Raw genomic sequence first — 25,602 nt, 5'->3', positions numbered from 1 at the left:
GCTTGTCGATTAAAGGTACGGTCATAACTATTAAATGCTAACGCCTTGAATTGAAATACCCGTAAAACCAGGGCTGGTTTTAAACGGTGATTAAAAGTCATTTTTTTACCTCTGGTTTTAATCGGTATCTGGTTTTAACCATTTTTTATCTTTTGGATATATGCTTTTTGCTAAATTTAAACATTATGATATATCGTGGTTTTACGTTTAAACGAACGTTAAATAAGGTTTCATAATTCCGTTACACATGGTTTCCTTCAACCCATTGTTATGCATAGGGTTGTTAGTAGATAAGGTGTAGCACCATTTTGGAAAGTTATTTAATCATATCCGATTTATTTTTACTGATACTGTTTTACTAACATTGTTTTACTAACATTGTTTTACTGGCAATTTTGCGGGTTTTTATAAATAATCACCTTTTATTTTTTTCTTTATAAATCACTAATAAATAGTTCTCTAGTATAGAGATACCATTAATGTTTTTTTTAGGATAACTCCTTTTTTAGCGCTTAAATCCAGCTAAATTAATCGTTTTATCTCTTCTTTAATCGCATTTTTATTGATTTTTTCGTAAAACGATGGTGAAAAAATACTTTAATGTCAATCTATTCTATTAATGTTATTTTACGTGATTATTGCTTTTCAACCTTCGGTTAATGGTTAGTTAATTTCGACTAAATGTCATTAATCACGCTACTGAAAACTTTAATTTTCTTGATTAAATCAGTCTGTTGAATGAAGTGTTTAATCCCTCTCTGTTTGTCTTTTTAAATAGTCATAGCTGGTTAGGTAAATGTAAAATAAGTGGAGTGTAGTATTACCGATTTACCGATAAGTGGATTAAAAATAGCACGGAATAGGTTGTTTTTAGTCACTCTGTACCTTTTAAAAAGCGGGCTAATGTGGTGCCTATTTTTTAATCCTTAGTTGATTAATCACCGGTAAAAGGGAAATGTAAGTTAAAAAAGTAATGTTAAAAATATGATAAGCTTATACAGCGGTTTTCATTCTGAGGGGTTGCTTATTTTTAATTGTAAATCTATTGTAACGAAAGGTTTTTATTACTTAATTGTGGTAAATCTAATAAAGGTTTTTACATTTTCTGAATCGTATTTAACGTCCTTGTTTTCATTAAACTGATAGGCAGCTTGAAAGATGACGGGTATATTCTTGTTATTGGGTTAACGCTGTTATTTTTTTTCACCTTATTTAATCAATTTAGAACCTGTTTTTTCTGATGTTTTCTCTTCCAATGTCAGCATGACATCGGACTTTTTACCCGCTTTTAAAAATCCTTAATCAATTCTTTTTACTTTTGATGATTAAAGTTTTTACCTGTTTTTTCCGGGGTACGCTTGGCCTCTTTATCCAGCTTTTAAAACCACACTGACAGATAAAAAAGGCTTTTTTAACAATTGCCCCGTAAATCCTAGCCCAATGCGAGGGTTTACGGCGGTTTTTGCTAATCCCCATTTTTCTGGCTTTCGCCACGCCAGTACTCAGAGCATAAAGGTGGCTCATAAATTCATAGCTAAATTTGTTAGCTTTCTTGCAGATTTAATTGATTAATTTGCATAACCAGCCTTTCCTGCACATCATGGAAGTTATTGTATTTACCATTATCTATTAACTAAAACTTATGATTAGAGTTGCACTTATTGACGACCACGTAGTCGTCCGTTCCGGTTTTGCCCAATTACTCACGCTTGAAAATGATCTTGAAATCGCCGGGCAATACGCCAATGCCAAAGAAGCCTGGTTGGGTTTACTCAGAAACCCGATTGATGTTGCCGTGATGGATATCGCGATACCGGATGAAAGTGGTTTGCACCTGCTCACTCGGTTACGGCAAAAACGGCCTGATTTTCGTACCATTATTCTCAGCATTTATGACACCACCGCATTTGTACAAAGCGCATTGGATGCCGGCGCCTGCGGCTATCTCACCAAACGATGCGGCCCGGAAGAATTAGTACAGGCAGTACGTTCCGTACATCAAGGGGGATGCTATTTGTGTGCCGATGCACTAAAAGCACTGCGTCAAACATCACAGAAAGTTACAGCACTGCAAATTCTAACCCCCAGAGAACGGGAAATATTTGATCTGCTGATCAATGGTATTAATGTTAAAACTATCGCAGAACAACTCTATCTCAGTCATAAAACTGTTCATGTTCACCGCGCCAATATTCTTAGCAAACTCCAGTGCGATAGCACCATTGATCTGGTTCATTACGCTCTGCAACACCAGATTCCAATGGGGAATCCATGAACAGAGGATCACGATTTGGCCTGTTATCACTCTTTCTGCTGATTTTTTATTCGCTGAGCTGGCTTGCTCTGTGGACCATCAGCTTCTACCTGAATGACAATGGACAACAAGCTGCACTACTTCTGCCACAAGGGTTGCGGCTAGCGCTGTTTATCCTACTGGGACGTCGTTACTTGCCCACCTTATTAGCCACTGAGATTATTATCCTGCTATGGCTCGGCAGCGAACAACTTATTACTCACAATATCATTCTGTTATCACCCTTTCTCAGCCTAATACCCACCCTTATCGTGCAACAATTCTGGTGGCGCTATCCCCTGTATTGGCAACGGCTCTCAATTCTGCTGGCTGGCGTAGCCGCCAATAGCGTATTGCAGGCTGTTTGTCTGGGATTTACGCTGACTGCCGGCACCAGCCACCTGTTTCTCACCTCGTTAACCGGTGGAGTTTTATTGTCACCTTTTGTTTATCTGATCTATGAATATCTACGTCAGCAACATCTAAAAAATATGCTGCAACCGAGTGACCCTGATCCTCAGTTACGCCCTTCTTTGTTGATGTGGTGTTGTCTATTCTGCTTGCTAGGATTAAGCGCCCAGATCTTTATGTCACCAGAAATTGAAAACCTTTTGGTGATTCTCATATTTATCCCTAATGTCTTTATGGCCTACCGTTATGGCTGGCAAGGCGGCGTACTGGCGGCTTTACTAGGGAGCCTAATGATCACATCAGCTCGGCAATTCAGTGGCGCTTTTAACGATTTAGGCGAACTGGAAATGTTCCTGACCATTCAGGCCCTCTTAGGCATAGGTCTGGGGATAGCAATCAGCCGCCAACAACAGCTCGCTGAAAATTTACAACGTTACCATGAACTCTTAGAGCAGGAACTAACCGCCCGCCATACTCTGATGAAGAAGCTGGTTCACACAGAAGAAGATATTCGTAAAAGTATTGCCCGCGAGTTACATGATGAAATTGGTCAGAATATTACTGCCATTCAAATTCAGGCAACGCTGATAAAACGTACCGCCATCACCCCGGCAACAGAAATGATCGCAGAACAGATCAATAACCTGGCCCAACAGATCCACCAATCCACCCGTCAATTATTACGCCAATTGCGCCCACCGGTTTTGGAAGAGATGTCCTTAGAAAAAGCGCTTCACCATCTGATCCATGAATTTGCGTTTAAAGAACAACATATTGATTGTCGGTTGGACTACCAGCTTCCTCAAAATCCAACCAATGAAACGGTGGTTTTTACCCTTTACCGTCTGGTTCAAGAGTTACTGAACAACGTTAGTAAACATGCCAAAGCGACTCGAATCGCTATCATCCTGCGGCAACACCGGGATGTGATCGAACTCAGAATCAGTGATAACGGCATCGGCATTACAGAAGATAAAAGAAAAGGTGGATTTGGCCTCCAAGGTATTGAAGAACGTATCCGCGCGTTAGGTGGAGATTGGCAGTTAAGTAATGATAACGGCACACGCATAATTGTTAAGCTGCCCACAAATTCCGATGAAAATCAGGCATAACTAGGAATTATTCTTAGTTTCCTAAAACCTTATCCCATCCATTTTCATCAACCTTTCTTTATATACCCTATGGATTTCAAGATGGATCGCGACGGCAAGGGAGCGAATCCCCGGGAGCATAGATAACGATGTGACCGGGGTGAGTGAGTGCCGCCAACAAAGAGGCAACTTGAAAGATAACGGGTATATTTCATTTTCATGGAGGAGCCGGGTATGCAAGCCACCAGCCAGAAACAGATTTCACAACACTATCACCGCTGGCGCAGCCGTTTGCTGATTTCCATGATCATTGGCTATGCCGCATTTTATCTGACGCGAAAAAGCTTCAACTTTGTTATGCCGGTTATGCAGTTGGAACTGGGATTGGATAAAGGGCATATCGGCTGGATAACCACTCTGTTCTATCTGACTTACGGCAGCTCAAAATTTATTTCTGGTGTATTTCATGATCACACCGGTTATCGCTGGTTTATGGGTGCCGGATTAGTGATGACAGGTGTGTTAAACATTATCTTTGCTTTCTGCTCATCATTTTCTGCACTGCTGATCATCTGGACACTGAACGGCTTCTTTCAGGGCTGGGGATGGCCCCCCTGCGCCAGATTACTGACACACTGGTACTCCCGCAATGAACGCGGCTTCTGGTGGGGATACTGGAATACCTCCATTAATATCGTCGGTATTACCGTCCCGATGTTGTCCGCTTTTCTGGCGACAACTTACGGCTGGCAAACAGCGCTGATGATGCCGGGAATTATTGGCATTTTATTAGGCATCTGGCTCTGCCATCAGTTATGTGGCACCCCACAACAGCACGGTTTGCCCAGTGTGGGGCAGTGGCGGCAGGATTCACTGGAGCTTCGACATGAACAGCTATCGCACCCCATGCCGATGATGCAGATACTACGGGATACCATCTTAATTAACAGAACTATCTGGTTGCTAGGATGCTCCTACATTCTGGTCTATCTCATCAGAATGGCGATTAACGATTGGGGAAACTTGTGGTTGTCAGAAACACATGGCGCCAATCTGCTCAGTGCCAATGCGACGCTCTCGCTGTTTGAACTCGGTGGTTTAACCGGCGCTCTGTTTTCCGGTTGGGGATCTGATTTACTGTTCCGCGGCCAACGCGCCCCAATGATTCTCCTGTTTGCTCTTGGGCTATTCGTGACTGTCACCGCATTGTGGCTCACTCCCATTCATCACTATGCGCTGTTGGCAGTCTGTTTTTTCAGTATCGGTTTTTTTGTATTTGGCCCGCAAATGCTGATTGGGCTGGCAGCAACGGAATATTGCCATAAACAAGCTGCCGGCACCGTCACGGGTTATCTGGGATTGTACGCCTACCTAGGCGCAGCAATCGCAGGCTGGCCACTAAGTCAGGTGGTTGCCCACTATGGCTGGTCAGGGATGTTTGCCCTGCTCACCGCCGCAGCCGCCATGATGGGTTTGCTGTTGATGCCACTGTTAATGGCAGACGTTGGTAAAAGGGAACATATGGCAAGGGTAGCCTCGCTACTTTCTAATAATAAGCAGTTTTGAATACTAAGGACAAAATAATGAAACTGAAACCTCTCTCTACACTTATTGCAGCCGGTCTGGCCGTTGCTGCATTTACCAACAGTGCTCAGGCCGCCGGACGTTTGATCGTTTATTGCAGCGCGACTAACGCCTTGTGTGAAACTGAAACCAGAGCATTCGGTGAAAAATATAATGTAAAAACCACTTTTGTCCGTAACGGTTCAGGCAGTACTCTGGCAAAAATTGAAGCCGAAAAACGCAATCCACAAGCAGATATCTGGTACGGCGGGACTCTGGACCCGCAATCTCAAGCGGGAGAGATGGATCTACTAGAACCTTATAAATCCCCTAATCTGACACAAATCATGCCACAGTTCCGCGACCCGGCTAAACGTAAAGGCAACTACAGCTCCGCCGTTTACGTCGGTATTCTCGGCTATGGCGTCAACACTGAACGTCTAAAAGAGAAAAATCTGCCGATTCCAACCTGCTGGAAAGATCTCACCAAACCGATATATAAAGGCGAAATTCAGATTGCCGATCCTCAAAGTTCAGGCACCGCTTACACCGCGTTAGCAACCTTTGTTCAGTTATGGGGCAAAGATCAGGCATTTGATTACCTGAAAAAACTAAACGTCAACATTTCTCAGTACACCAAATCCGGTATTGCCCCAGCACGAAATGCCGCTCGCGGCGAATCCGCGATTGGTATCGGTTTCCTGCATGATTACTCATTGGAAGTAGAAAATGGCGCCCCACTAAAACTTATCGCGCCATGTGAAAGTACCGGTTATGAAATCGGCGGCGTAAGTATCATCAAAAATGCCCGCAATATGGACAACGCCAAACTGTTTGTTGACTGGGTGTTATCCAAAGAAGCTCAGGAATTGAGTTGGAAGAAAGGAAAAGCTTATCAGATCCTGACCAATACCAAGGCGAAAGCTTCTCCTTTGGCGCTTAAATTATCCGATCTGAAACTGATTAATTACGATATGGATAAATATGGCGCCAGTGATGTACGCAAAGAGTTAATTACCAAATGGGTGACAGAAGTGAAAATGGCTAAATAAAGTCAGTCAAGGGCGGATCACCTCCGCCCTTAAGAAGCTATCTCACAATAATAATAAAATGGAAGGAAATTATGTCTCACGCATTTACCCTGCCTATCAGACAGAAGCAGGATGCCGTGTTCTGGTGGATTGCTCTAATGTGGCTGGCCTTCGCGCTTTTGCCATCATGGAGCCTGGACTACGGCCTATTCGACTCTACTCAAGATGAACTTCTTGCCGCCTATGGCTGGAACAGATTAAACATCAGTTTACTGTGGTTCCTGTTACCCTCAGTGCTACTACTACGCCCACTGACACCAGCAAACCGCAATCAACATCGACGCCACTATTTTGACGCTGGTTATGCTTTATTATGCGCTCTATTTGTGGTTATTAGCGCAGCTATTATCGGTCGTGGGCTAGGCTACTCGACGATTTTCCTGTTTATCTCACTGGGCGCGATTATTACTCTGGCTCTGTCTCGCCTTGAATGGCTTGGTGGTGACAGTTTTGTTATCGGCTCATTGGTCGCGGTTATTGCCCTAATCGGCATATTTATCCTTTATCCGAGTATTGCCATCTTTATTCCGATGTTTACGGATGATGCCGGTCAGTTTGCCCCATTTGCTTTTATATCGATCCTGGGGCAGGCACATATTATTCAGGTTATCATCAACTCCATTCTGCTCTCTCTAGCCGTTGGTATAGGTTGCACTTTCTTCGGGCTGGTACTGGCAATTTATACCGCCAGAATCGCCCGCCGTTCCGCCATTATTGGCCGGGTATTCTCTATCTTACCCATCGTAACGCCACCGTTTGTGGTTGGTTTAGGCGTCACCCTAATGATGGGCCGTTCCGGTTATATCACTGAATTTATGGCAACCTGGTTTGGCCTAACCAACACCAACTGGCTGTATGGCTTTACCGGCATCTGGCTGGCGCAAGTTCTAGCCTTTACGCCAATGGCATTTATGATCCTTGATGGCGCTATCAAAACCATCCATCCCTCATTGGAAGAAGCTGCTTATACTCTGCGAGCCAATCGCTATCAGACATTCTTCAATGTTTTTATTCCGCTGTTAAAACCGGCACTGGCGAACGCTTTCCTGATTGTCATTGTCCAGTCGCTGGCAGATTTCAGTAACCCATTGGTACTGGGCGGTAGCTTTGACGTACTGGCGACCCAGATCTATTTCTATATCACCGGTTCTCAACTCGACTATCAGGCCGCCAGTACTCTCGGCGCTTCACTGCTGGTTTTCTCATTACTGGTCTTCTGCGTGCAATATCTGTGGATTGGTAAACGTTCCTACGTCACGGTTTCCGGCAAATCCTACCGTGGTGACGTACAACCGTTGCCAACTTCGCTGGTTTGGGGGGTCTGTGTCATCCTATTTATCTGGGTTGTGTTCAACATTTTGTTATACGGCAGCATCTTCTACGGCAGTTTCACCGTCAACTGGGGAGTGGATTACACTCTGACCTTAGATAACTTCATCAAACTGTTCGGTCAAGGTCTGCACGATGGCGCATGGCCATCATTACTGGATACCCTGCTCTACGCCGGTATCGCCGCCCCCATTACCGCGATCCTCGGTCTATTGATTGCTTACATTGTCGTACGCCAGGAATTTCGCGGTAAAAAAACCATCGAATTCACCACCATGCTATGCTTTGCCGTACCGGGTACCGTCGCCGGAGTTTCCTACATTCTGGCCTTTAATGATTCACCTTTTTATCTCACCGGAACCGCAGCCATCGTCATTATCTCCATGACCATGCGAAACGTGCCGGTAGGTATCCGAGCAGGCATTGCCGGTCTTGGACAAATTGATAAATCACTGGATGAAGCTTCACTCAGCCTGCGCGCTGGATCGATGAAAACCATCTTCCATATACTGTTACCCTTACTGCGTCCGGCGATTTTATCTGCACTGATCTACAGCTTTGTTCGTGCGATTACCACCGTCAGCGCGATTGTCTTCCTGGTCACACCAGACACCCGCGTAGCAACCTCTTATATTCTGAATCGAGTGGAAGATGGTGAATACGGGGTTGCTATCGCTTATGGCTCGATCCTGATTGTGGTTATGCTGGCCATTATTTTCTTATTTGACTATCTGATTGGCGAAGCGCGGATCTCTCGCTCCAAAGCCAAAAATGCACAGTAATCACGGAGTGACGATATGACACAACAAAATTTTGTCGAACTGAAAAATGTAACCAAACGGTTCGGTAGCAACACCGTGATCGATAATCTGGAACTATCTATTCCGCAGGGACATATGGTCACGCTGCTAGGGCCATCCGGCTGCGGTAAAACCACCGTATTGCGTCTGGTCGCCGGGTTGGAGAAACCTAGTGAAGGTAAGATTTTCATTGACGGTGAAGACGTTACAGATCGCTCTATTCAGCAACGGGACATCTGTATGGTATTTCAGTCCTATGCCCTATTCCCGCATATGTCACTGGGGGAAAATATTGGCTACGGGCTGAAAATGTTAGGACGGCCTAAAGCGGAGATACGCGAACGGGTTAAAGAGGCACTGGAGCTGGTGGACTTAGGCGGCTTTGACGATCGTTACGTAGACCAAATCTCTGGCGGGCAGCAACAGCGTGTTGCTCTCGCTCGCGCACTGATCCTCAAACCTAAAGTGTTACTTTTCGATGAACCGCTGAGTAACCTTGATGCTAATCTGCGCCGCAGTATGCGCGAGAAAATCCGCGAATTACAGCAGCAATTTAATATCACCTCGCTATACGTTACTCATGATCAAAGTGAGGCATTTGCAGTTTCCGATGCGGTACTGGTGATGAATAAAGGTAAAATCATGCAAATTGGCACGCCACAAACACTCTATCGCCAGCCAGCATCTGAGTTTATGGCAAATTTTATGGGAGATGCCAATATCTTCCCGGCGACTTTGGGTGCTGATTATGTCGAGATTTTCCAATATCGCCTGCCGCGACCAGCAAACTTTACCACCAACCGACAATCGGTAACGGTAGGCGTCAGACCGGAAGCCATTACCCTGAACCGGGATGGAAATATCAGCCAACGCTGCACCATCAGCCATGTGGCTTACATGGGGCCACAATATGAAGTCACAGTAGATTGGCAAGGGCAAACGCTGTTATTACAGATTAACGCCACCCAATTGCAACCCAATGTCGGCGATAATTACTATCTGGAAATTCATCCGTTTGGGATGTTTATTTTGGTAGAGCAAAGCAGCCGTTAATTTGATTGCAAAAAATCCTGACTTTCCGATCAAGAGGCCGCCAGTTGGCGGCCTGTAACCCTCAAGAATGTTTTTCAATGACCAAATCAACGCCCTCATTTTTTATTTTTAAGATTATCCTAGCCTTATATACAAAAAAACGTATGATTGGATATACAAAATTTAGTATAATGGATATCAAATGCGGAAACATCTTAGTTTTATCGATAGCAGCCTTGACGATTTACGGTCTTTTCCCGAAGACGCCAGACAGAACATTGGGTTTCAGCTTGATCGTGTGCAACAGGGGCTGGAGCCAGATGACTGGAAGCCATTAACTATTGTAGGAACTGGCGTTCGCGAAATTCGTGTAAGGGACGAAAGCGGTATTTATCGGGCGATGTATATCGCTAGATTTGAAGAAGCTGTTTATGTACTGCACTGCTTTCAAAAGAAAACACAGGCGACCAGTAAGCAGGATGTGGAGCTTGCCAGAAAACGCTTTAAAGCACTTATACAGGAACGGAAATTATGAAAATACAGACTTTTGAAAACGTATGGGACGCGATCAGTGATACATCGGAACAAGCCGAAAACATGAAGATCCGAGCGCAGCTAATGAATATGCTCAATGAATGGATAGCAAAAAGGGGATTTACCCAGGCTGAAGCCGCCAGAATGTTAGGGATTACCCAACCCCGTGTTTCAGAACTTGCCAGAGGGAAAATACAGCTTTTCAGTGTGGATAAACTGATTGCAATGATGGCTCATGCAGGTCTGTATATTCGGCATATTGAGATAAGCGAGCCGGAAGTCGCTTTAACCGAGTTACCCGCCGTTTAATCCTTGCAAAAGTGAGATCCCGTGCTTAATGCGCTGAATTTCACTTTTACCTGACAGCTCCCATGCCGTAGCGGGCTGATTGTGAAAAACCAATAATCCTTCCGCTTGAAGAAGCTATGCGCCAATTGCCCATTCAGGCAATAAGCAGTTCATTGATAGATTGATTGATGCTTGTGCAGTAATAGCAAACGCCCGGTGACGCTCTGGTGACAAACCTGTGCTAACTTTGCCACTATACAATTTGTAAAGTTTTACTTGTAAGGTTCTATGCCGTCTTTTTTACACTCATCAAAGAAGATAACCAGAGATTTAACGCCCTCTTCCTTCAACTCACCAATGTTATAAGCGTAAAAGTCAGCACCACCACTTAACCCGACAAACTCACCGCGAAACATCTCTATTTCTAGGTCAAAAGTGACAACAGCCACATGGCCGGCAATTTTTAATGTACTGTTCATCATATCTCAATCCCCAATTAAAACAGCAAGAACCTGGCAAATAATAGAAATAAATTTACCAGATTCCTGATTAAATATTAAATACAAAAACAGCGACAAATAAACATATTATTTAAGTAGCTCTCTTACCTGACCAGCAAATGCCTCACCGCCATCTTTCGCAGTATAACGTACATGCAAAATAATATCGGTCAAATTATCCAGAATATCTCGCTGTATACTATCTGTTGCCGCTGATGGGAAGGTGAGTTTCCAGTCAGAAACCGCCCCGGTTCCTTCAAAAGGTAAATAGCGATCATCACCGAAATTAAGATTAAATGTACCGCTATCATTAATCCCTGATGAAAGTGCGATTTGTTGACTCGCTCTCAAATTGGTGACAATTTGCTTATTATCGCCCTCCTTATTTGACAGTAAATATTTCACACCATTAATATCCGGCGTTTTCAACGTATAACTTTTCGTTTGAGTTAAGGTCGCTTTAATATCCTGATAAGGACCAATTAATGTTGGTAGCGTGACTGATACAGAAGTGATTTGGCGTAAATAATGCCCGGCATAATCTTGATCAAATAACTTTTCATTCAGTATAAATGTCATTCCTTCACCGGTTTTAAGTTCAGATTGAATCTCTGCCCATTTTTTAGTACCAGATAATAGATTTTTTAACGAGATTGTTTTAGTTAACTCTAAACGACGTTCATTACGATTCAAATAAGCTGACTCCATTTTCAGTAGATTCAATTTAATCTTTTCACCTACCAATAAACCATTATGGTTATCATCCCAACCATTTTGCACAATGAATTGTGTGGCAAAATCCCCCATTTCATATTGCCAGCATGCTTGTGCATTTAAACATAGCGAAAGCACTGCATCGTAAGCCTGACGATATAATGACATCATCTGATCATTCAGCCATTGATAAAGAGAAGATTTCGTTACTCTGGTCACTGTAAGAAACTGATACATATCCTGCTCTTTTTGCAATTGAGCCTGAGATTGTTGTAATGTTGTATTCGCGGCGGAGATTTGCGCCTCTTGTTGTTCAAGCTGTTTTTTTAACATTTCCAGCTCACTTTCCGCCTGTTTATATTGAATCTCCCACTCCTCACGTCGCCGGTTATAACCCGCTTTAACACTCAATGTATCACTCGCCATTTGCATGATTAATGATGCAGTACGTGTAATACCCGCAGAACAAACAAGCGGCATATGCCATCGTTGTCCGCCAAATGACGTTCCCGCAATGCTAGGTATCAACGAGGCGGCACCGGCGGCAGTTAACATTCCTTCCTCAACAGAAGAGATAATTTTTGCCGTACCTTGTAAATTCAGAGCATTGGTTTCATCTGTAGAAATGTTTTCATCATAAAGCGCCTGATAATGATCAATCCGTTGTTGTAATGTCTGCTGACTTTTTAATAATGCCTCTTTCCCTTTTTCAGCAACTGCGACAGCATCTTTCTGTAATGAAATAGCAAAAATAGCTAAATCTTTCAAATGTAATTGATTCAACTCTTCCTGTTCCGCGCAATCTTTACGTTCTTGGGCACTCAAGAGTAAATCACCAAAATGACTTAATGTATCTACTGCATGATAAACACTGGGTAATAATGCCCGGAAACGATAAGGCGGTATATTCAAAATACCCGTACTACCTGCTGCCAATAATGATCCACCATTTGCTAGTAAAGCAAGCAGATTTTTTGGATCAACCGGTGTTGCATATAATGGTAACGACAAAGGTTTACCATCTAAAGTCAAGTTGTGACGCAAATTATAAAATCTGCTGGATAAAATATCCCAATACCACAATAAATCATTGTTCAAAGGCAGTCGGAAAATAGCATTATCCACCGCCGTATGAGCACCGACTTTAGTGGCTGGAAGATCAATTAATATGTCTGGATCAATATTACTCTCAAATTCGCGTAATTTATTATTCTTTGAAGAGGTAATATCTGCCAATTCAACAGGTAGCCAATGACTGACTAAATCAAAATCGGGTCTGGGACCCAGTAATTGTTGTGCTTGAAGATAGCGTAATTTAGCATTATTCAATCCGTCATTGGTCAGAAAGCGATAAAAACTATCACCAAAATCAATTAAGTTCTGCACATACATTTGAAATATGGCTTTCTTATAATGTACCGGATCTGCATAAGCTATCGCATCTGGATCTTGTAATCCTTTTAGTTGTACTGAGCTATCTTGGGAAACCTCTAACAGGCTGCAATTCCAATAGTTTGGGCTACCATTAGCCTTATTTTTTACTCCTGGATTGAAAATATAATGCAACCAGTTTTGAGCATCCTGATATTGTTGTGAAGCATTGAGTTGATACGCAACTAAATAAGGCACATGGAAGAAAAGCTCCCAGAAATAAATACTATTTGCTCCATTAAGCGCTGAATCATTATTTTCATCACTCCCCAAGATAGGCGGTTCATTAATATGTTGAGCCTCCCAACTCAGTACATCAGCAATAGAATGGTTAGCCCGCGCAATAAGCTCCTTGCCAAATAGGGTATTTAATCTAATAGATCGATATTTAAATTGTAATTCAGTAATATCCAGATACTGCGCTTGCGTTTTTTTATCATAGGCCAACAGTAAATTAGGATAAGGCGTTTTATTTAGTTTAACTTCATAATAGTTATAACCTAAGTCCGCATCTTCACCCTCTTTCTTATAACCTAATTTTAAAAATACACTCGAATCCTTACCATTTATTTTATCGAGATCAAGTTCTACAGTAGGAATAATACTCTTTCCATTGAGTAATTGGCGTTCTGAATATAACAGACTATCGCTTCCCCCGTTAATATTCCATAAACAGAAATCAGCCTCCCGATAATCTGACTGATCAATATCTACTTTTGGCGTTCCATCGCCAGAAGCAACAAGCTTACCACCATATTTATTGAGTTCTGAACTAAATGCTTTAGCTTCTTTTAGTCCAAACAGTGGTACTTCCATTTCTTTGGTAAAATGATAGGCGTTACCCTGCTTTTCTCCCCATTCAGAAAAATTAACATTCAGCTCAGGATAACCACTTTGACTGGAATTAAACATAATATAAAAATAGTCACCTGCGGCATAACCATTATCATTAATAGTCACCGAGACAGAAACTGCTATTTTTCCATTATTTTCTTTAGCGCCATCAGCGAGTGAAATATTAACCTTTCCTGCTCCACTAGCTTTACGTTTAAGATCAATATCACATGCTACAGATTTAATAATCTCTTTCCCAATCGACAAACTATTATTACCACGGAGACGTAGTTTTCTACTACCCATTTCAGCAAATAGTGTCATTTTCCCTGTCGCAAGCCCAGGGTAACTTTTTGACTCCAAATAAACAGGCTTATCAACTAATTTATATGCATCCCCAAAATAGGCTGACAACATATTTGATTGTGCAAGATCTTCCGTAGGATTAGATTTAATCTGTTGATAAATATAAATATCTAATGGCTGCTTACCAACCTTAGGCACAGGAACTTCATTAAATAGTAAATTACAAGAGTATGGATGATAATCTTCTTCTGATATATTATTATTTAATTTTTCTGTTTTATAAATAGCAGAAATAACTAATACAGGCTCAGCTCGCAAATCCATTAATGCAATTAGTTCAAAACCACTATTAACTTTAATCTTATCACCAGTAAAAGTGCGTAATTTATTTGGAAGACTCCATTCACCATTAAATTTTCGATATATCAAATTAATACTATAATAATTTTCTTCTTTATTATTAGCTTCATGCGCTAACCAAATGATATGAAGACGACCATCAATAACAATTGGCCGGATCTTAATCACTTCCCCAGTAGCAGGAATGCCAATTTTCTCCCACTCTTTCCAAGCGGTAGGATTAATGATATCTTGCATATTTCGATTAGCCATATTCAGCGATCGCCAGTAATATTGACCTGGCGTAATATTCATTTTACCAATAAAATAATATTCAGCCTGAGCGGGGGCTAATTCTTTAGTCGTATTGATATAGCCACTCATTAACTCTAAGTTACTTATCTCTTCAAATTTATTCAAGTAATTCAATATGGCTTCCTGAACAACCTCGTCACTCAATTTCCCTTTATTTAAATTATCCTCTAACTCCTTAAAATCACTTGTTTTACCTTGACGTAATATAGGGCTAATATAATTCTCTGGATAATTCCATAATTGTTGAAAACCCGCCCAAATATTATATTGGCTTAAAACATTATTCCATTTTTCTACTTTATCTTCATATTGATAATCATACCCGGGTTCCATATTAAGCATAATACCATTAATATATTGCTGAACACTGGAAATCGCTTGAGCAACGACACTGGTATTAACCTGACTAGATACCTGATTATCAATAAGTAAATATTGATACAAATCATCCGGCGTTTTTAAATCAGGTACATTAGCTGTTTTTGAAATATGCCCCAAGTAATAACTCACCAATCCATCACGAACATTCTCAGCTAATTTTTTAGAAACAATATTTTTCATATCCTGAACCTCTATTAAAAATTTGTTATTCCATCATGACAATTATATTTACAGAGTTGCGACTATCGCTGTACCAACCTGTTTATAATCCTCATAAGAGGAATGAGCATTAATATTTATTGTCGCTAACAATGAACGCATGGAAAGTGCCATTTCCTCAGACCAAACTTTAAGTCTCATCATGATATCTATTTCGGCCAACGTTTTTGCTATATTATCTTCTTTGCCAATAATATACGAATTAGCTAATAGCACTTCATCACTCTGCCATGACAATAGTTCAGTTAATATCTTCACTATATTAGCTTTATCGTTATTTTGACCATCCATATTAACTAGCTGTAAATAACGAAATATTTTATCTTCCACGTTATTTAAACAAGCAACTAATTGCATCCAATCCCGATAGCGACTGAAATAATAAATAACCGATAAAGAAAGTTGCGTGCTCTGGCAGCCAAACCATTCAGGATGTTCAGAAAAATGACTTAACATCACAGTACTCAGTTGAAAAGTCTTAATCACTGAAATATATCGCGATAAATCATACATCAGTATCAAATAATCCTGACCGATCATCTCTGGTTGTAAATTTTTCTTATCAAACAGTTCAAATGATTTCAATAAAAAATCGTAGCTACTTGAGCCAATCCAATTTAAAATAAATAAAGGAAACGGTTGTGATAACTGAAATGCATTTACTAACATACTGGCCGATATTGCATTTTGTGCAGATTGAGCTTGAGTAATAATTGCAGACCATTGTTCAGTAATAGATACTTTGACTTTCTCATCAAGTAATATACTTTTTATCGCTTTATTAATTTCATCAGTAATATTAACATCAGGCTTAACTAAACCATATTTTTGATGAGATACTGCATTTAAAACAATTTGACGTGGAGTTAACCAATCAATCAAATCACCATTATTATCTAATGCTGGTACGATATTTGATGATAAACTTTCCAGGGTTAAACTCTCTGAATTACGATGCAATCCAACTTGATTAATAAAAGCCACTTGCGCCGCATTTCCTGTCATAACAACTTCATTAGCTGGTAATAAGAATAGTTGAAGAGTACCAACAGATAATTTATTTATTCTCAACCATTCTGTAGTTTGATCCATTGCAATCATAATATCCAGAATATCTGTTTGCCTATTATTTCCTAATTGCGATAAATAAGGCATACCCGCGACCTGTTTTAATACTTTATTTCCACCTATCAACGTTAAAAGAACTACACCTTCCTGTGGTGTTAACCCCAAAATTCTCGACAGTTGCACAATACGATAAAACGCAGAAACAACAGAAAGTGAACATGTTAAACTCTTTTTATCCATCGATTCAGCAACTAATGGTGCTAATAAAGAAAAATCTTTCGCTTTAATTTTCAATCCAGCACACAACTTACTAATGATAGTATCATCCTGTTTTTTCTCTGAATAAAACTCACAATCATCTATCACCAATGGTGCATCAAATAGCGAAGATAAATTGAATATCTGATCAAAAAAAGGAATCGCTGTACCTATCGAAAAGGGCGTAATTTGATATATCAACGCAGCAAAATCATCAGGTGAAATATGATATTTTTTATTCCAATGATGAAAAACACCTAACATACGTAAGGTATTATCATTCATCTGTAATTGTTTATTTGCATCCCCTTCTGCCCGCATCGTTGCAGTTACCAATAAATCAATTTTATCTACCGGCAATTTAATCCATTTCCACAATCGTATCATGCGATTTAACCTATCAAAGCGTTCATGATTCACACCTGATAATTTATTTACCGCTTGTGGTAAATTACCACTTGAGGCAAACTCACGATACAAATGTAGGAAATCACTCTCTTTTGCATTCGGCCCATTAATAAAAACGGCACCATAACGATAAGGAGCCGCAGGTATACCTAAATTAAGCACATTTTGAGATAGTCTCACATTATTTTGCTCTAATGCAGCCTCTTTATTTGTCGATATTCCTTTTATACATAATAATTGCTCAACCTCCGCGACAGAGAGAGCTGTTTGTGTAATAAAAGTTGATAACAACTCAAGTAGCTCTGCATTATTAACACCGTAATTATCCTGATAGAATTGGCTATTAGAGGGATTCAATGGCTCATTAATTATTTTTTGCTGAGAAATTCCTAACTGATTTGTTAAAGGTGCCACAAATTCTCCATTAGCAGTATTCAGATTGGATTTAAGAAAATAAGGATAACTCTTATCTGTCTGTTGCACCATTTCCAAACAAAAAAGTTTTTTATTATCAAATGTTAGATTAATTTGGTTTTGTGCATAATCATAAGGAAGTTGAAATGGATAACGTACATTAGCCAAAAGATCATAACTGGATAAATTGGTCTTTCCTTGTTGTCTTAGCATAACTTCCAAACGTTGATTTAGCATAGCATTAACCAATGACAGTGTTGAAATCTCTTGATTAATACTCACTTCATCCAGCATTAAATGCGCTAAATCAGAGCGGCGCTCATCTATTTTAATGGCCTCAGCACCCGCATTGTATTCAATATCCATCGCTAATTTATAAATCTCTGCTAAATAAGCAACCGGTGAATTATTTGCTTCCGGTGCGCCATTTGGACAGTATTGCTGCCAATTATCTTGAAATAAGGATTGATATTGGGGACCTTCTTTTAATGAAAGAGAAGAATAACTCCTGGCATATGTATTATGAGTGTAATGCTGCTGGCGAAATTTACGCGCTATTTGTATAGCATAGCTGTTTGCTGTATCATAAATATCTTCTGCCTGATGATTTGAATTATACTTATCTAAAAATAGATTACGGGGTATTCTTATAATATCAAAAATAGATTTATAATCTGATTCAATTATCTTATCGGTAAAATTATATTTATTACCTAATTTCTTTAGCAACGGGCTGATATCATTATTCATAGGATCGCCTTTATTCATCGGAAATATACAGGATGGATGTTTTTTTCTAAAAAATAATAGATTAGAGAACAGAGATGCAATAAATAATAAGAAATTTATTGCATCATCTGGTGGTTATTAAAAGTCGTTAACTATTAACTGATTTTCGGCTCAAGTGTAATCAAAGCATATCCCGCACGATTGGGTTTATTTTTATGTGTCACTCTGAGTAAAACAATTTCTGAACAAGTAATATCACTTGGTGCAGTATAAGTTGCAGTATACTTTTCTATGTCATTACCAAACTCATCTTTTATAACTTCTGGCTCACCTACCTTAATATTTCCTCTTGCAGGCATAAGGCTCCATTCACTTGGAGAAGTCAAATCATTACCCATAGAAGAGAATTTCGTTACTTCATCGGGTGTTAATAACTCTTTACTATAACTCGGATCAATCTTGAATTCTGCTATAGTACTTTTACTAATAAGCAGAATATTAACTTTATCTAAATCACCATTATCAGCAACAGCCGTCACCGTAACCATATTATATCCGGCCGGAAAAGAGGCTGGAGGCGTATATTTGCCATTCGCATCAACACCACCATAACCAGTACCCGTTTCCACACTCCAATTCACTTTCTTATTGCCATAAACAGTAAAATTGACATTCTTATTAACATCATTTTCATTAATAACAACAAAAGAAGGGCTAATCGATACTGAGGAAGGCAACAGAGTGACAACCGCTGAAGCTTTAGCATTTGTGCTTGAGTCTGTCGCAGTAATTGTCACAATTTGACTATTCCCTTTTATCTTAGTCGGTGCCATGTAATCTCCTGTATTTGCATTAATACTCCCCAATTCTGCTGGAGTAATAGACCAATTTACCGTTGCATTGGTATTAGTTGTAAATTTATGCTTAGTTTTCACTGGCATAGTTAATTGAAGATCATTGATTTTAAAAGCGGTTGATGTTGGAGAAATATCACCAAATAGCACCATATCCCCAGGCACATATACTTTATCAAATTCAAGATAATTGCTTTCAGGGAATAAAAGGTGATTAACGGCAAATAGACTAATGCTATCTAATTCAACCTCTGCAACTTTGGTTAATTTATTTTCAACAACACCTTTAACAATTTCTGCTGTTTTATCAATAAACTCTGATTCAAAATCAGGGCCTATAAGCCCTCCCCAACCAGATGAGCCTTGTTTGTCATATTCGGTTCTCATTCCATAATTTGATTCCAACTCAATTTCATCATTAGAGATAACTTTAGGAGTAATATCAATTGAACCGTCAACATAGAAATCAATTTTTTGTTTAGAATAATGACCACTTATTAGACTATTTTCCAAAACACCGACATTTTGAGTAAAGTGATAGGGCTGGCTATTATTACCTACTCCAGAAAAAATAATTTTTTCTTTTCCAGGTTTAATATACATTCCAGAATAAGGGATTTTTACCTTTTCTGGCCAAATACTAGTGGTACCATTATATTCAACCAATCCTGTCCATACTGTATAATGTCCTCTTTTATATTGTACAGGCTCGTCACTTTCAGAATATCCGTTTGTTATATTCAAATATTTGGCTGAGTCATCTTTCTGGCTATCAATCTTGACCAATTCTAAATTTACACCCGTTGAGCTAGGTAATAAATGTTCATATTGAGGCTTAAGAATATTCTCAAAAAGTATCTTATTACTGATAATTAATACCGCAGATCGATTATCCGGTATCAAATAAGGGAAATTATTTGAGCTAGTCGGTAATACCCCACCGTTAGGATTATAGTTTGTTGCAATAAATAACAACACCGCCCCATGACCATAATTATCAGAACCATATAAATTAGCACCGGGTGCAGGTTGAGTTCTAATCTTAAACATTTTTGGAACCAGTCCAGCCGTATTATCCAGCTTTAAAATACCTAACTCATAAGTTACGTCATTATCTTTGAGCCAATTACGGAAAAACTCCCTGACTTCGGCTGGCGCATCGTCAATAACATTGACTACCCCCAAAGCTCCTGTTTTAAACTCCACGACAACTTTTCCATCATTACCAACAGAACCTGTCGCCGCAATCAAGTCTACGGTTATTGTCATATGGTAATCATTATTCGGCGTAATTCTTTGATAATTCTTTACTCTACCATCATCATAAAGTTCTATTATCGTGCCAGAAATAAAATTTAATTTTACCGTTGCCTGAGAACGTTCAATTGATGAATTTTCAAAGGAAATTAACGGCACTCCCAATATCAAGTTGTCAAATTTTATCTTTTTATTTCCGCTTTCCCAAAAAATAGGTGAAAAATGTGTACCTTCACTCACTTTTCTCACATATTGCTGTTCAAAAAGCATATTTATTTTAGTTCTATCATAGGCAGCAACAATATCCCATCCAAGAGTCTTCGTTTTACCGTTAAAATCATTAATAATGCTATTTTCTGTGATCATATAGTCACCTATTTTAGACGTCATAAAAAATTTGTTATTAGAGGAAGCGTATTAGACAATAGCTGCCGCCATCATATTAATTCAATAATATGAAAGTAATCACTAGAATAATTTATATTTGTGCTCTATTGCCAACTTAGACATAAGTTGAATGAAAAATATATATTATTCAATTTATCCTGATAGATTAATAATCAATTAGGATATATATGATAAGCATAACATATATTAATGAAAATATAATACAGGGAAATATTAACAAAAAACATGTAACGGGTAATATATAATATTAGCCATATAATTAATATTCAAATACAAAAGGCAATAATTACACTGTAAAACATAGATTATAATTTCTGAGAATATCAAGAACCCCTTCTGCGTGACTTATTACGTCTGAGGTTGTTTTGCCAGCAACGAGCAGTAACGTTCGATATCCACATTACCGCCACTGACAATAATCCCTACCCTCTGGCCTCGCAATAGTTCACACATTTTGCGGGCAGCTGCAAAACTCAAGCAGCCAGTCGGTTCGACAACCATTTTCATTCTTTCCGTATAAAAACGCATTGCATCCACCAATTCTTCATCAGAAACAGTGAAAATATCATCAACATTTTTCCGAATAATATCGAAAGTATATTGCCCAAGATGTTGAGTTTGTGCGCCATCAGCAATAGTTTTAGGCGTATCGATGTGAATAATTTTGCCCTGACGAAATGATTGCTGAGCGTCATTACCGGTTTCCGGCTCTACACCATAAATTTTACATCCAGGAGAGAAATGGCGAGCTGCAAGCGCACTTCCTGAAAGCAGCCCTCCTCCACCAAGACAGACAAACAACGCATTCAGTTCACCGACCTCTTCAAACAACTCTTTTGCCGCAGTTCCCTGTCCGGCAATAATATGCGGATGATCATAAGGAGGAATTAAGGTCAATCCCTGCTTTTCTGATAATTCACGGCTAATTTGTTCACGATCGTCCGTATAACGATCATAAAAAACAATTTTACCACCATAACCTCTGGTCGCCGCTACCTTAGCCACTGGCGCATCGAACGGCATAATGATTGTCGCCGAAATATTCAGTATACGAGCCGCCAATGAAATCGCCTGAGCATGATTACCCGATGAATAAGTCACAACCCCATTGCGGCGCTGTTCATCATTAAATTGTGATAACGCATTAAAAGCACCACGAAATTTAAAGGCTCCCATTCGCTGATAATTTTCACATTTGAAAAATAACTTGGCTTCTGTCATTTCATCAGCAGTACGGGAAGTCAGGACCGGAGTACGGTAAGCACAAACTTCTATTCGCCGGGCAGCAGCAATGACATCATCATAAACAGGAATATTTTTCATAGGAATAACCGCAAGTTATATAAAATATCAGACAAAATATCCACACCAGAAAAATTCGTCAATAGTAAAGGTTGTGACTAAATTGACTTACTACAATACCTATAAACAATACCTATAATTCAGAATCTCTGTACGCTTGATTAATTATCGCTTTTGCCATCCATTTAGTGATCTCAATAATTTCCGCATTATCCATCTGCCAGATATCTTTCATCACCAGAAAGACCTCGGAGCCATAAATTAGGGAAAAAGATCGAATGACATTTTCCAAAGTATCCGGCGGAAAATGCCCTTTTAATGGTTCAACAACCATGGCAAGGATATCTTTACGATGCCCACGTACCAGTTTCTTTTCCTGCTTACCCTCAGATAAACATCCCTGAGCCCATTGTTGCAAGGAAACTAACAGGGCAGCACGCAACGCGCCTTCGTATTGAAACATTCGAGGATAAGCAAAATCCAACAACTCAGCAATCCGCTCCTCGGTCTTTTCACTAGCAGGCTGCCAAGTGAGGATCGGCCCAAGGCTGGCACCAACAATCGCATCAATTAAATCACTTTGTGTCGGAAAATAGCGGTATGCTGTTGCCCTGGAAACACCAGCATGCATTGCCAATTCAGAAACCGAAGGTATCGCTCTCTGTTCAAAAAGCTCCAATGCCGCATTGATTAGCAATGTATAAGTTTTTTTCCGAGTACCAGTAAAATGAGTTTTCGTCTTCGAATCTATCATTGCCATAACTCTTCACCATAAAAATCGCAACATTAACACTTATGGTTAAAATATTTTCGCTATCATCACTCTACTCAACCATCTACAAAACGACCAAATTAATTCATTTTATTTATGTATTAAATGGGATGACAATCTCAATTTGGTAATACTACAGTGATACTTAAGTCTCATCTTGACTATAATCTGTCCATGAATGAGTCGTCAGCACTAGGGAAGTATTCACAATTATACCCTATGGATTTCAAGATGCATCGCGACGGCAAGGGAGCGATCCCCGGGAGCATAGGTAACTATGTGACCGGGATGAACGAGTGCAGCCAACAAAGAGGCAACTTGAAAGATAACGGGTATATAATGAAAAAAAGCCAAGGCTATGTTTATATCGCTACTATTTTTGATACCAAGCGCGCAGAAATTTTCTACGTCAGGGATCTGATCAAAAAAGCGGGCCTTGCCGTTCGAACTGTGGATTTGTCTACTCAATCTGACTCACCGTAAAGAGGTGCGGATATTACACAGTCCAAACAGTAGCAGAGCATCACCCGCAAGGCAAAGAAGCTGTTTTTGTGGTGATCAGGGGAAAGCCGTTTCCGCAATATCAGTCGCCTTCAATCTTTTTTTATCAAAACAAACTGATGTTTTAGCAATTCTAGGTCTGGGAGGCTCCTGCGGGACCGCACTGATTACACCGGTAATTTTACCGTCACAATTCGCAAGTAACATTAATGCGCACCATACTGGAAGGGAACCGACAAATGGAAACCTGGATTGCTGAAAAACTTAATCAGTGCGAAGGAAAAGTAAAATTTATTATTCCAGAAGGTGGTTTTTCCGCTCTGGATATTAAAGATGAGCCGTTCTATAATCATGATAATAATCAATCACTTATCCAAGATTTTGCAGCTACATTGATAGAAACGGAAAATAGACAACTAATTAAAAGCCCTCATCATGTGAATTCACCTGATTTTTGCCAACAAGTGATTAACGAATACCGGCAAATGATGGTTTAGCACCAGCGGTAATACCGTTGCAAAAACAACACTGACACTGAAAGATTATATACAACTAATTAATGACTAGGCAAAAAGTTGCCAAAAGAGGGCATTCTAATGCTATTGTTCTATCAGTGATGAACTTACGACGTGTCTGTCAGGACGTTGTACTAAAATAAATTAAAGCAGTTTATTATTCGTGTTCTAAAGGGAAGCCATAAGAACTTCCTGTTAATAACCCTGCTGTAAGATGTTAGGAGTTAACAAACTAAATTAAAACATAAACATACCGGCTTTGTTTTCTCCCTTTCGGAGCTTATTTCCGTCAACACCAGGCTCCTGCGGCCCCCCACCGCAGGAGTTTTTTTATGAATAAACAGGCAATAGGTTAAAATTTGATAAGATATGAGCAGCAGCATTTAGTACGCCAAACAGCAAAATTAAGCCGATCATCACATTGCCTCCCCACACTCGATACATAGGGCTACCAAATCGTTTACGGGATGCTCTGGCAAGTAATGCGGGAACGATAGCAGCCCAAACGGTTGCAGCAAGGCCAGCAAAACCAATCGCATAAATAAAACCATTCGGATAAATCATTCCACCAACCATTGGCGGAAGAAATGTCACTAATACCGTTTTAAAGCGCCCTAGCTTGGTATCGTCAAACTTAAGCAGATCAGCTAGGTAATCAAACAACCCAAGCGTGACACCAAGGAATGAGCTGGCAACCGCAAAGTTAGAAAAGAGAGTCAATAATAAGCCCAGAGCAGAACTGTTCAATCCTCCACTTAATGATTGAACTAAAACATCAATATTGCCCCCCTTTGCTATGATTTCGGCAAAATCAAGCCGGGAAATATTTCCCATTGTTCCAATCAACCAGATCAAATAAAGCACCAAGGCCATTGATGTCCCAATAAACAGGCATCTCTTTATTTTTTCTGGCTCTTTTCCATAATACTTCATCAGGCTAGGAACATTGCCATGATATCCAAAGGAGGCCAGACAGAAAGGTAAAGTCATTAATACATAAGGCCAGTAAGTCGGATTTACTTCAATTGTATTAAATAATACCGCCGGTTTAACGTTATAAACCAAACCGCCAAACGTCATAAAGAAAGTTAATACCTTAGCACCAAGAATAATCGATGTTATCCGACTGACAGTTTTAGTACTTAACCAGACAATAAATGCAACAACAAGGGCAAATAAAAAACCAGCAAGCCCAGGTGAAAAATCTATCGATACTTCTCGCATAGCATGTTGAATAATCGATCCGCTCGCGGAAATATAAGCGTAAGTCAGTATATATAAAACAAAAGCAAGGGTAATACCATTAATGATATTCCAACCATTGCCTAATAGATCTTTTGTTATAGTACTGAAACTTGAGCCAATTCGATAATTAAGATTGGCTTCCAATATCATTAATCCTGAGTGCAACATGCAAAACCAGGTAAAAATCAAAGTGGCAATTGACCAGTAAAACCATGCTCCTGACATGACAACCGGTAAAGAAAACATGCCCGCACCAATAATCGTTCCACCAATGATCATGGCGCCGCCAAATAGAGATGGAGACGATTTTTTTATCGGCAAAGTAGCCATATATGTTACCCTAGCGTGGCTTTATATGATAGGAAGTATAATGGAGGATGCCCTTAAACAAGAAGCATCC

At 39.8% G+C, this 25,602-nt stretch carries 18 protein-coding genes; 11 read left to right on the top strand and 7 right to left on the bottom strand.

Annotation, left to right across the window (positions count from 1 at the left end; all coding sequences use genetic code 11):
* Window positions 1-1,642 precede the first annotated feature (1,642 nt).
* The 8 genes from LG003_RS08865 (at window position 1,643) to LG003_RS08830 (ending at window position 10,453) form a co-directional block, all read left to right on the top strand.
* Window positions 1,643-2,275, top strand: a complete 633-nt coding sequence (locus LG003_RS08865) for a response regulator transcription factor (protein WP_112877052.1) — start codon at window positions 1,643-1,645, stop codon at window positions 2,273-2,275.
* Complete coding sequence (locus tag LG003_RS08860; protein WP_112877053.1) at window positions 2,272-3,816, top strand: MASE1 domain-containing sensor histidine kinase; 1,545 nt, start codon at window positions 2,272-2,274, stop codon at window positions 3,814-3,816. The genes LG003_RS08865 and LG003_RS08860 overlap by 4 nt, the downstream gene beginning before the upstream one ends.
* Before the next feature lie 213 nt (window positions 3,817-4,029).
* Window positions 4,030-5,361: an MFS transporter family glucose-6-phosphate receptor UhpC gene (gene uhpC, locus LG003_RS08855; protein WP_262980555.1), complete on the top strand. Its 1,332-nt coding sequence runs from the start codon at window positions 4,030-4,032 to the stop codon at window positions 5,359-5,361.
* Window positions 5,362-5,378: 17 nt separating this feature from the next.
* Entirely contained in the window at window positions 5,379-6,410 is a 1,032-nt protein-coding gene (locus tag LG003_RS08850; RefSeq protein WP_112877055.1) for an ABC transporter substrate-binding protein, read from the top strand.
* Between the two features lie 71 nt (window positions 6,411-6,481).
* Window positions 6,482-8,560: an ABC transporter permease gene (locus LG003_RS08845; protein WP_262980554.1), complete on the top strand. Its 2,079-nt coding sequence runs from the start codon at window positions 6,482-6,484 to the stop codon at window positions 8,558-8,560.
* 15 nt (window positions 8,561-8,575) lie between these two features.
* The gene (gene fbpC, locus LG003_RS08840; protein ID WP_262980553.1) at window positions 8,576-9,631 is read left to right on the top strand and encodes a ferric ABC transporter ATP-binding protein; all 1,056 of its coding nucleotides are present in this window, start codon (window positions 8,576-8,578) and stop codon (window positions 9,629-9,631) included.
* 181 nt (window positions 9,632-9,812) lie between these two features.
* Entirely contained in the window at window positions 9,813-10,145 is a 333-nt protein-coding gene (locus LG003_RS08835) for a type II toxin-antitoxin system RelE/ParE family toxin (protein ID WP_112877058.1), read from the top strand.
* On the top strand, window positions 10,142-10,453 hold the full coding sequence (locus LG003_RS08830) for a helix-turn-helix domain-containing protein (RefSeq protein ID WP_112877059.1): 312 nt from the start codon (window positions 10,142-10,144) through the stop codon (window positions 10,451-10,453). The genes LG003_RS08835 and LG003_RS08830 overlap by 4 nt, the downstream gene beginning before the upstream one ends.
* 251 nt (window positions 10,454-10,704) lie before the next feature.
* On the opposite strand, the gene LG003_RS08825 is transcribed toward LG003_RS08830, so the two are convergent.
* The 6 genes from LG003_RS08825 to LG003_RS08800 form a co-directional block, all read right to left on the bottom strand.
* Window positions 10,705-10,914 carry a type II toxin-antitoxin system HicB family antitoxin gene (locus LG003_RS08825; RefSeq protein ID WP_240000731.1) on the bottom strand — a complete coding sequence of 70 codons (210 nt, stop codon included), beginning with the start codon at window positions 10,912-10,914 and terminating at the stop codon, window positions 10,705-10,707.
* A gap of 105 nt (window positions 10,915-11,019) precedes the next feature.
* Window positions 11,020-15,432, bottom strand: a complete 4,413-nt coding sequence (locus LG003_RS08820; protein WP_262980552.1) for a Tc toxin subunit A-related protein — start codon at window positions 15,430-15,432, stop codon at window positions 11,020-11,022.
* A 48-nt stretch (window positions 15,433-15,480) separates the two neighbouring features.
* Complete coding sequence (locus LG003_RS08815) at window positions 15,481-18,369, bottom strand: Tc toxin subunit A (protein ID WP_262980551.1); 2,889 nt, start codon at window positions 18,367-18,369, stop codon at window positions 15,481-15,483.
* A 134-nt stretch (window positions 18,370-18,503) separates the two neighbouring features.
* Window positions 18,504-20,825: a COG1470 family protein gene (locus LG003_RS08810; protein WP_112877062.1), complete on the bottom strand. Its 2,322-nt coding sequence runs from the start codon at window positions 20,823-20,825 to the stop codon at window positions 18,504-18,506.
* 390 nt (window positions 20,826-21,215) lie between these two features.
* A complete protein-coding gene (locus LG003_RS08805; RefSeq protein WP_112877063.1) occupies window positions 21,216-22,190 on the bottom strand; it encodes a threo-3-hydroxy-L-aspartate ammonia-lyase in 975 nt (324 codons plus the stop codon).
* Between the two features lie 112 nt (window positions 22,191-22,302).
* Window positions 22,303-22,929 (bottom strand): TetR/AcrR family transcriptional regulator, encoded by a 627-nt coding sequence (locus LG003_RS08800; protein WP_112877064.1) that lies wholly within the window; start codon window positions 22,927-22,929, stop codon window positions 22,303-22,305.
* A gap of 243 nt (window positions 22,930-23,172) precedes the next feature.
* On the opposite strand from LG003_RS08800, the gene LG003_RS23425 reads away from it, so the two are divergent.
* The 3 genes from LG003_RS23425 to LG003_RS23420 are packed head-to-tail and all read left to right on the top strand — an operon-like array spanning window position 23,173 to window position 23,939.
* Window positions 23,173-23,424 (top strand): Tm-1-like ATP-binding domain-containing protein, encoded by a 252-nt coding sequence (locus LG003_RS23425; RefSeq protein ID WP_390894116.1) that lies wholly within the window; start codon window positions 23,173-23,175, stop codon window positions 23,422-23,424.
* A 4-nt stretch (window positions 23,425-23,428) separates the two neighbouring features.
* Complete coding sequence (locus LG003_RS23620; protein WP_445260525.1) at window positions 23,429-23,701, top strand: Tm-1-like ATP-binding domain-containing protein; 273 nt, start codon at window positions 23,429-23,431, stop codon at window positions 23,699-23,701.
* Window positions 23,682-23,939, top strand: coding sequence for a Tm-1-like ATP-binding domain-containing protein (locus LG003_RS23420; protein WP_390894115.1), 258 nt, complete (start codon window positions 23,682-23,684; stop codon window positions 23,937-23,939). The genes LG003_RS23620 and LG003_RS23420 overlap by 20 nt, the downstream gene beginning before the upstream one ends.
* 348 nt (window positions 23,940-24,287) lie before the next feature.
* Here LG003_RS23420 and mtr read toward each other — a convergent pair whose 3' ends face one another.
* Window positions 24,288-25,532: a tryptophan permease gene (mtr, locus tag LG003_RS08790; RefSeq protein WP_112877065.1), complete on the bottom strand. Its 1,245-nt coding sequence runs from the start codon at window positions 25,530-25,532 to the stop codon at window positions 24,288-24,290.
* Between the last annotated feature and the right edge of the window lie 70 nt (window positions 25,533-25,602).

It is taken from the genome of Photorhabdus kleinii (assembly GCF_025384885.1).
Lineage (GTDB): Bacteria > Pseudomonadota > Gammaproteobacteria > Enterobacterales > Enterobacteriaceae > Photorhabdus > Photorhabdus kayaii.
This window is presented reverse-complemented; position numbering and strand designations above follow the sequence as displayed.